This is a genomic window from Arthrobacter mobilis, from assembly GCF_012395835.1.
Classification (GTDB): domain Bacteria; phylum Actinomycetota; class Actinomycetes; order Actinomycetales; family Micrococcaceae; genus Crystallibacter; species Crystallibacter mobilis.
Map to the genome: position 1 here is coordinate 1 of NZ_JAAZSQ010000045.1, position 5,281 is coordinate 5,281.

At 51.0% G+C, this 5,281-nt stretch carries 9 protein-coding genes; 6 read left to right on the forward strand and 3 right to left on the reverse strand.

Annotation, left to right across the window (positions count from 1 at the left end):
- Positions 1–541 precede the first annotated feature (541 nt).
- The 6 genes from HGG74_RS20635 (at position 542) to HGG74_RS20665 (ending at position 3,599) form a co-directional block, all read left to right on the forward strand.
- Positions 542–718 carry a hypothetical protein gene (locus HGG74_RS20635; RefSeq protein WP_004197757.1) on the forward strand — a complete coding sequence of 59 codons (177 nt, stop codon included), beginning with the start codon at positions 542–544 and terminating at the stop codon, positions 716–718.
- Positions 708–1,052, forward strand: a complete 345-nt coding sequence (locus HGG74_RS20640; protein ID WP_062955149.1) for a MobC family plasmid mobilization relaxosome protein — start codon at positions 708–710, stop codon at positions 1,050–1,052. The genes HGG74_RS20635 and HGG74_RS20640 overlap by 11 nt, the downstream gene beginning before the upstream one ends.
- Positions 1,053–1,729: 677 nt before the next feature.
- Entirely contained in the window at positions 1,730–2,239 is a 510-nt protein-coding gene (locus tag HGG74_RS20650; RefSeq protein WP_032433972.1) for an MbeB family mobilization protein, read from the forward strand.
- Positions 2,240–2,245: 6 nt separating this feature from the next.
- On the forward strand, positions 2,246–2,458 hold the full coding sequence (locus HGG74_RS20655) for an MbeD family mobilization/exclusion protein (protein WP_021527181.1): 213 nt from the start codon (positions 2,246–2,248) through the stop codon (positions 2,456–2,458).
- A 666-nt stretch (positions 2,459–3,124) separates the two neighbouring features.
- On the forward strand, positions 3,125–3,349 hold the full coding sequence (relB, locus tag HGG74_RS20660; protein WP_000879771.1) for a type II toxin-antitoxin system RelB family antitoxin: 225 nt from the start codon (positions 3,125–3,127) through the stop codon (positions 3,347–3,349).
- Positions 3,333–3,599: a type II toxin-antitoxin system RelE family toxin gene (locus tag HGG74_RS20665; protein ID WP_004197762.1), complete on the forward strand. Its 267-nt coding sequence runs from the start codon at positions 3,333–3,335 to the stop codon at positions 3,597–3,599. The genes relB and HGG74_RS20665 overlap by 17 nt, the downstream gene beginning before the upstream one ends.
- Positions 3,600–3,668: 69 nt before the next feature.
- Here the strand turns inward: HGG74_RS20665 and HGG74_RS20670 are convergent, their stop codons facing one another.
- The 3 genes from HGG74_RS20670 to HGG74_RS20680 are packed head-to-tail and all read right to left on the reverse strand — an operon-like array spanning position 3,669 to position 4,982.
- Positions 3,669–4,064: a hypothetical protein gene (locus HGG74_RS20670; RefSeq protein WP_004198361.1), complete on the reverse strand. Its 396-nt coding sequence runs from the start codon at positions 4,062–4,064 to the stop codon at positions 3,669–3,671.
- Positions 4,065–4,084: 20 nt separating this feature from the next.
- Entirely contained in the window at positions 4,085–4,630 is a 546-nt protein-coding gene (locus HGG74_RS20675) for a hypothetical protein (protein ID WP_023317533.1), read from the reverse strand.
- Positions 4,631–4,655: 25 nt separating this feature from the next.
- Positions 4,656–4,982, reverse strand: coding sequence for a hypothetical protein (locus HGG74_RS20680; protein ID WP_050516389.1), 327 nt, complete (start codon positions 4,980–4,982; stop codon positions 4,656–4,658).
- Between the last annotated feature and the right edge of the window lie 299 nt (positions 4,983–5,281).

Here is a 5,281-nt window from a genome sequence, read left to right on the forward strand (position 1 = left end):
CAGGTATCCGGTAAACGGCAGGGTCGGAACAGGAGAGCGCACGAGGGAGCCGCCGGAGAGAAATCACCGGCATCTTTAAGTCCTGTCGGGTTTCGTCCTCCTCTGACTTGAGCGTCCATTTCTGTGATGCTCGTCAGGGGAGGCGGAGCCTATGGAAAAACGGCAACGCCGCATCCTTTTCTCCGGCCCTTTCTGATTTGAGCGCCTTTGCTTTATCCCGTTATCCGTGAGTCGGTCACGCCCGCCGCAGCCGAACGGCAGGAGCGCAGCTACCGAGTGAGCGAGGAGGCGTCATTTCATCTGTCCGTGCATGGTATTGCGGACGCTCCTGAGCCACATATCACACCTGCCACATGAGGCACTTTCATGAATCGTGCTCTCATGCCAACATAGTAAGCCAGTATACACAGCGTAAACGCTGTGACTGGTTCAGGGCTGCGCCCCGAAACCCGCTAACACCACTGACGCGCTGGCGCTTGTCCAACGCCGGAGCGACCCGGAAAACTTTTCCGTGCCGTCCGGCGTTTGCGAAGGAGGGATAATGCAGAAGCCGAAGAAGAAGCCGCTCGTCGTAAAAAAAAGATCCTGGCATCCGGCAGTGATGGCAAATCTGATGCGTCAGGCACAGGAGGAAGATTACCGCCGGGAGCAGATGGCAGAGCTTGAGCGTTCAGCCCGGTCACATTTTGCGGATATCGGAGGAGAGGATGGCGGTTAAGCGTACCCGTTTTTTAGGTATCCGGGTGACCGATGGGGAGTACCAGCAGCTGCTGGAGCGCTGCAATGGAAGGCAACTGGCGGTGTGGATGCGGGAAACCTGTCTCGATACGCGCCCGGCGCGGTCGTTGCGGCTGCCGTCCATCGATCCGGTTTTGCTGCGCCAGCTTGCCGGGATGGGGAACAACCTCAACCAGATCGCCCGGAAAATTAACGGCGGCCAGTGGTCAGGCGCTGACCGGGTTCAGGTGGTGGCCGCGCTGATGGCCATTGATGCCGAACTCGAGCGGCTGCGGCATGCCGTGCTGGAAAAGGGGGCAGACGATGATCGTTAAGTTTCATCCGCGAGGGCGAGGCGGCGGTGCCGGGCCGGTGGATTATCTGCTGGGGAAAGACCGCCAGCGCGACGGGGCCATCGTCCTGCAGGGAAAGCCGGAGGAGGTCCGGGAGCTTATCGACGCCTCGCCCTACGCCAAAAAGTACACCTCCGGCGTCCTGTCTTTTGCTGAACAGGATTTACCGCCCGGCCAGCGTGAAAAGCTGATGGCGAGCTTCGAGCGGGTTCTGATGCCCGGACTCGATAAAGACCAGTACAGCGTGCTGTGGGTTGAACACCGGGACAAGGGGCGGCTGGAACTGAATTTTCTGGTACCGAACACGGAACTGCTGACCGGCAGGCGTCTCCAGCCGTACTACGACCGGGCAGACCGTCCGCGCATCGATGCGTGGCAGACCGTGGTGAACGGGCGACTGGGGCTGCACGACCCGAACGCACCGGAGAACCGGCGCGCGCTGGTGACGCCATCTTCGTTACCCAAAACGAAGCAGGAAGCCGCAGAGGCTATTACGCGGGGCTTACTGGCCCTCGCCTCGTCAGGGGAGCTTAAAACGCGTCAGGACGTCACTGAGGCGCTGGAAAGCGCAGGTTTTGAGGTCGTGCGCACCACAAAGAGCAGCATCAGCATTGCCGACCCGGACGGAGGGCGAAACATCCGACTTAAGGGAGCCATCTATGAACAGTCTTTTAACGCTGGCGAAGGACTTAGAGCAGAAATCGAAAGCGCAGCAGCAGAGTACCGGCGAAATGCTGAAAGCCGCATTCAGCGAGCACGAGAAGTCTGTCAGAGCGGAACTGAGCGAAAGCGGGAAGAGAATCAGCGCCGCCATCCGCGCCCACGAGCAGGGTATGAGCGCGGCCATGCAGTCGAACCGCCTGAGCGTGATGCGTATGGTCGGGCGGACATGGCTGACCATCACGATGGTGTCAGGACTGCTGTTCGCCAGCCTGAGCGGGGTGTTGTGGTATCAGGGGAGCTTGATAGCGTCAAATCTGGCCGAAATCGACCGGCAGAACGCAGCGCTGTCGAAGCTGAACGCGAAGACCTGGGGCGTGACGTACCTGGAAGACAGCAACGGACGTTTTCTGGTGCTGCCGAAGGGGACGGCCGTAGACAGGACGCAGAGCTGGACGGTCGGGAACGGGCGGTCGAAGCAGAACGCGCTGAGACTGGTGAAGGAGTAAGTGCCGATGACCGAGCTGGAAAAACAGTTGCTGAGCGCATTAGAGCAGCTACAGCAGGACTACTCGAAAAGGCTGGACGAGTGGGAGAGCGCCTTCGGGGAATGGCGGAAAATGTCAGGGCTTATGCAACGGGAGAACGCGGCGCTGAGCGAGCGCGTGACGCGCTTGAGTCAGCAGGTGGAACGCTTGAGCGGGCAACTGCAGCGTTTGAGCCGGTAGTGCAGCGTCATGAGATGGCCGTGGCCGCAGAACGGGCGCACGAGCAACGGCAGCACGAAAAGGAACTGACGGAAGCGCGTTCCCGGCAGCGAAGCTATGACGGTCCGTCGCTGGGCTGAAATGCAGGAAAACAGGGTTCTCATCGGGCATTTACGCTGAAACCGGATGTCATTCACCTGGCTGCATGGCTATGCAGCCAGGTAAAATTTATCTGTCGCGAACGGGGCGGTTTATCGGGTGGTTTGTTGCCGGTTTTACCTGACTGCCACCCCGTTCGCGGCGAACCCGTCCGGGGCGGTGCGGGCAACGGGTGTTATGTTTAATCAGCGTGAACGGCAGATACAAAAAAGCCCCGGAGGGCTTTTAACTACTGACTTATTTTTTTGAAGATTTGCTGGGTTTCAATTTGTCAGTATTTCCCGGCGTTTTTTTATTGTCACGCTGGCGTTTATCAGGTTCCCCTGTTGAATCGGCAATTCGTTTCGGACCCGGCTTAAGACCCATAATCGTTATCCTTTCAATAGTTAAGAGGAAAGCCCTCAAGCTAGATATATTGACCGCGTTACGGATTATCAAGAGGGGCTAACAAGATTATTTTTTGTTCTTTTAGGTTGATTGTGGTACTGTTGATATACATGTATAGCAAATGGTGTTCGGGAGGTTTATATGCTTGCTATCCGGTTATCTGATGAGATTGAGTCCCGTCTGGACTCGCTGGCGAAGCAAACCGGCAGAACAAAGACGTTTTATGCGCGGGAAGCAATACTGGCGCATCTGGAAGACCTGGAGGATTATTATCTTTCAGCAGAAACTGCTGCACGCGTTCGCCGTGGTGATGAAGCAGTGCATTCGTCTGAAGACGTGAGGAAGTCACTTGGTCTGGACGATTAACTATTCCGATCGGGCGCTCAAATCGTTACGCAAGATGGACAAACAGAACGCACGACGGATTGTGGATTTTATGAGTTTACGCATTGCAGTTGCTGCCGATCCTCGCCAGTCAGGGAAGCCGCTCAAAGGTGAGCTGGGCGAGTTCTGGCGCTATCGGGTGGGAGATTATCGCGTTCTGTGTGAGATCCGAGATGACGAGCTTGTTATCCTTGCCGCCACGATTGGACATCGCCGCGAAGTTTACGACTGAAGCCCGCTATGCGGGCTTTTTTGATGCCGACAACAGGTATTATGGTAAATACTCGACTAACTACGTGTTCTACTGTTTGTCGGTTTTAGTTAACCAGCAGGTTGTCTTAACGATAATGTAGCCGTTATTTTTAACTAATAAGGTCATATTGTTAACGTCAGGCATAATAAAAGACATTATGGCCTCAGAGTTATCATCAGAAGCAGCTCTCTGCATTACTACTTCGATTCCCTTTTCTTTGAATCTATAAGTATCCAGTTGCCTATTAAACTTAGAAAGACCTACAACCATACTTAGTTTGTTATCTTTAACAGTAAGAGATGCTTCCTGAGTACCATTACATCGGTAGTAAGCGGTGTAACCGTCAGCAAAAGATCGACCGGGGAATATAAATGCTAGGAACGCAATTAACCAATACATAGTTGAGAATCTTGGTATTACACATTTCACTATCCTCTCTTTCATTTTTCGTTCACCATACTTTGTTATCTGATTTTTAATTTTTCTATTTTATAAACCAAGTCTCTACCAAAAAGGCGAAAATTATCCTCAAATAATAATAATTGTTTAAGAACATCCATGAAAGCAGCTGCTTCACCCTCAGTTATGGGAGCTACTCTATATAACATATAACCTGAGTTAAGGGTTTCTTTTATACTTTCTTCAATGCTCATTATAAATATTAGTGGATTATCATTTTTCTTCCCCCATGGGTTTCTAATTAATCCTTCGATGTACTCAGGTCCTTTGCGTCCTATTGCCTGCGCAATATTTTTTATTTCATCTGCGTGAGGGCTTTGTTGTACAGCTTTGTTTATGCCTGCTTGAGTGATTTTCAGAGACTCTACACCGTGTATGTTGTATGAGATAAAATGTAATAAATTAAGATGCAATGCAATTAATCCATTTTTGTTTACATCTGAGTATTTGGATAAAAAACGTAATGAAGTGTTAACTCTCCCTTGAAGCCTAACAATTGGGAGTGCTGCCTTGTATATTTCCTTCTCCGTTAAATACCGTTTAAAAAACATAATTCTCCGCCTCCGTATAGCGTGCCTATTTTATTTCGTCGTAAAACTTAGCTCTGAAATATTCCTTTAGAACCATCATGTCATTAATAATTGAATCTATCTCATCCATTTTTTCTTGGTATTCTTTTAATGGTGAAGGGAGCGGTAACTCAATATTTGAAAAGTGATTGGCGAGATAGGGATCAAGGTTTCTCATCCATTCAGGCTTTTCGCCAATGCGTTCTTCAACTGAAAGTGAACCTGATAATCTCTGGTTAATAAGATCACTTAGACTCATTTTGGTTTTATTCGAAAGCCGTTGTAAGGATTGCTTTAATCCTATATCTAGCATGATATTTGTTCTTTCTCTCATTACCCCCCCTTGCTATTGCGTTTTTTGTTGCGCACAAAGCTACCATTGCGCATTAAGAAACGCAATAAAAAAGGAGGGAGGGAGTGGTTTGTACATGATGTGCAGTGCGCTGAGGGCATCAGTGGCGGGTGTTTTTCCGTGGGATGGATGGAGCTCCGGGGATAACAGAACTGACGATCATTTAAAGGATCTTCTTGAGATCCTTTTTTTCTGCGCGTAATCTCTTGCACTGTAAACGAAAAAACCGCCTGGGGAGGCGGTTTGATCGAAGGTTAAGTCAGTTGGGGAACTGCTTAACC

What these genes read in the sequence shown, in the direction of transcription:
- relB (WP_000879771.1), top strand. Translation starts at nt 3,125, where the DNA reads ATGCTTGCTATCCGGTTATCTGATGAGATTGAGTCCCGTCTGGACTCG.
- HGG74_RS20670 (WP_004198361.1), bottom strand. Translation starts at nt 4,064, where the DNA reads ATGAAAGAGAGGATAGTGAAATGTGTAATACCAAGATTCTCAACTATG.
- HGG74_RS20650 (WP_032433972.1), top strand. Translation starts at nt 1,730, where the DNA reads ATGAACAGTCTTTTAACGCTGGCGAAGGACTTAGAGCAGAAATCGAAA.
- HGG74_RS20655 (WP_021527181.1), top strand. Translation starts at nt 2,246, where the DNA reads ATGACCGAGCTGGAAAAACAGTTGCTGAGCGCATTAGAGCAGCTACAG.
- HGG74_RS20635 (WP_004197757.1), top strand. Translation starts at nt 542, where the DNA reads ATGCAGAAGCCGAAGAAGAAGCCGCTCGTCGTAAAAAAAAGATCCTGG.
- HGG74_RS20675 (WP_023317533.1), bottom strand. Translation starts at nt 4,630, where the DNA reads ATGTTTTTTAAACGGTATTTAACGGAGAAGGAAATATACAAGGCAGCA.
- HGG74_RS20680 (WP_050516389.1), bottom strand. Translation starts at nt 4,982, where the DNA reads ATGAGAGAAAGAACAAATATCATGCTAGATATAGGATTAAAGCAATCC.
- HGG74_RS20640 (WP_062955149.1), top strand. Translation starts at nt 708, where the DNA reads ATGGCGGTTAAGCGTACCCGTTTTTTAGGTATCCGGGTGACCGATGGG.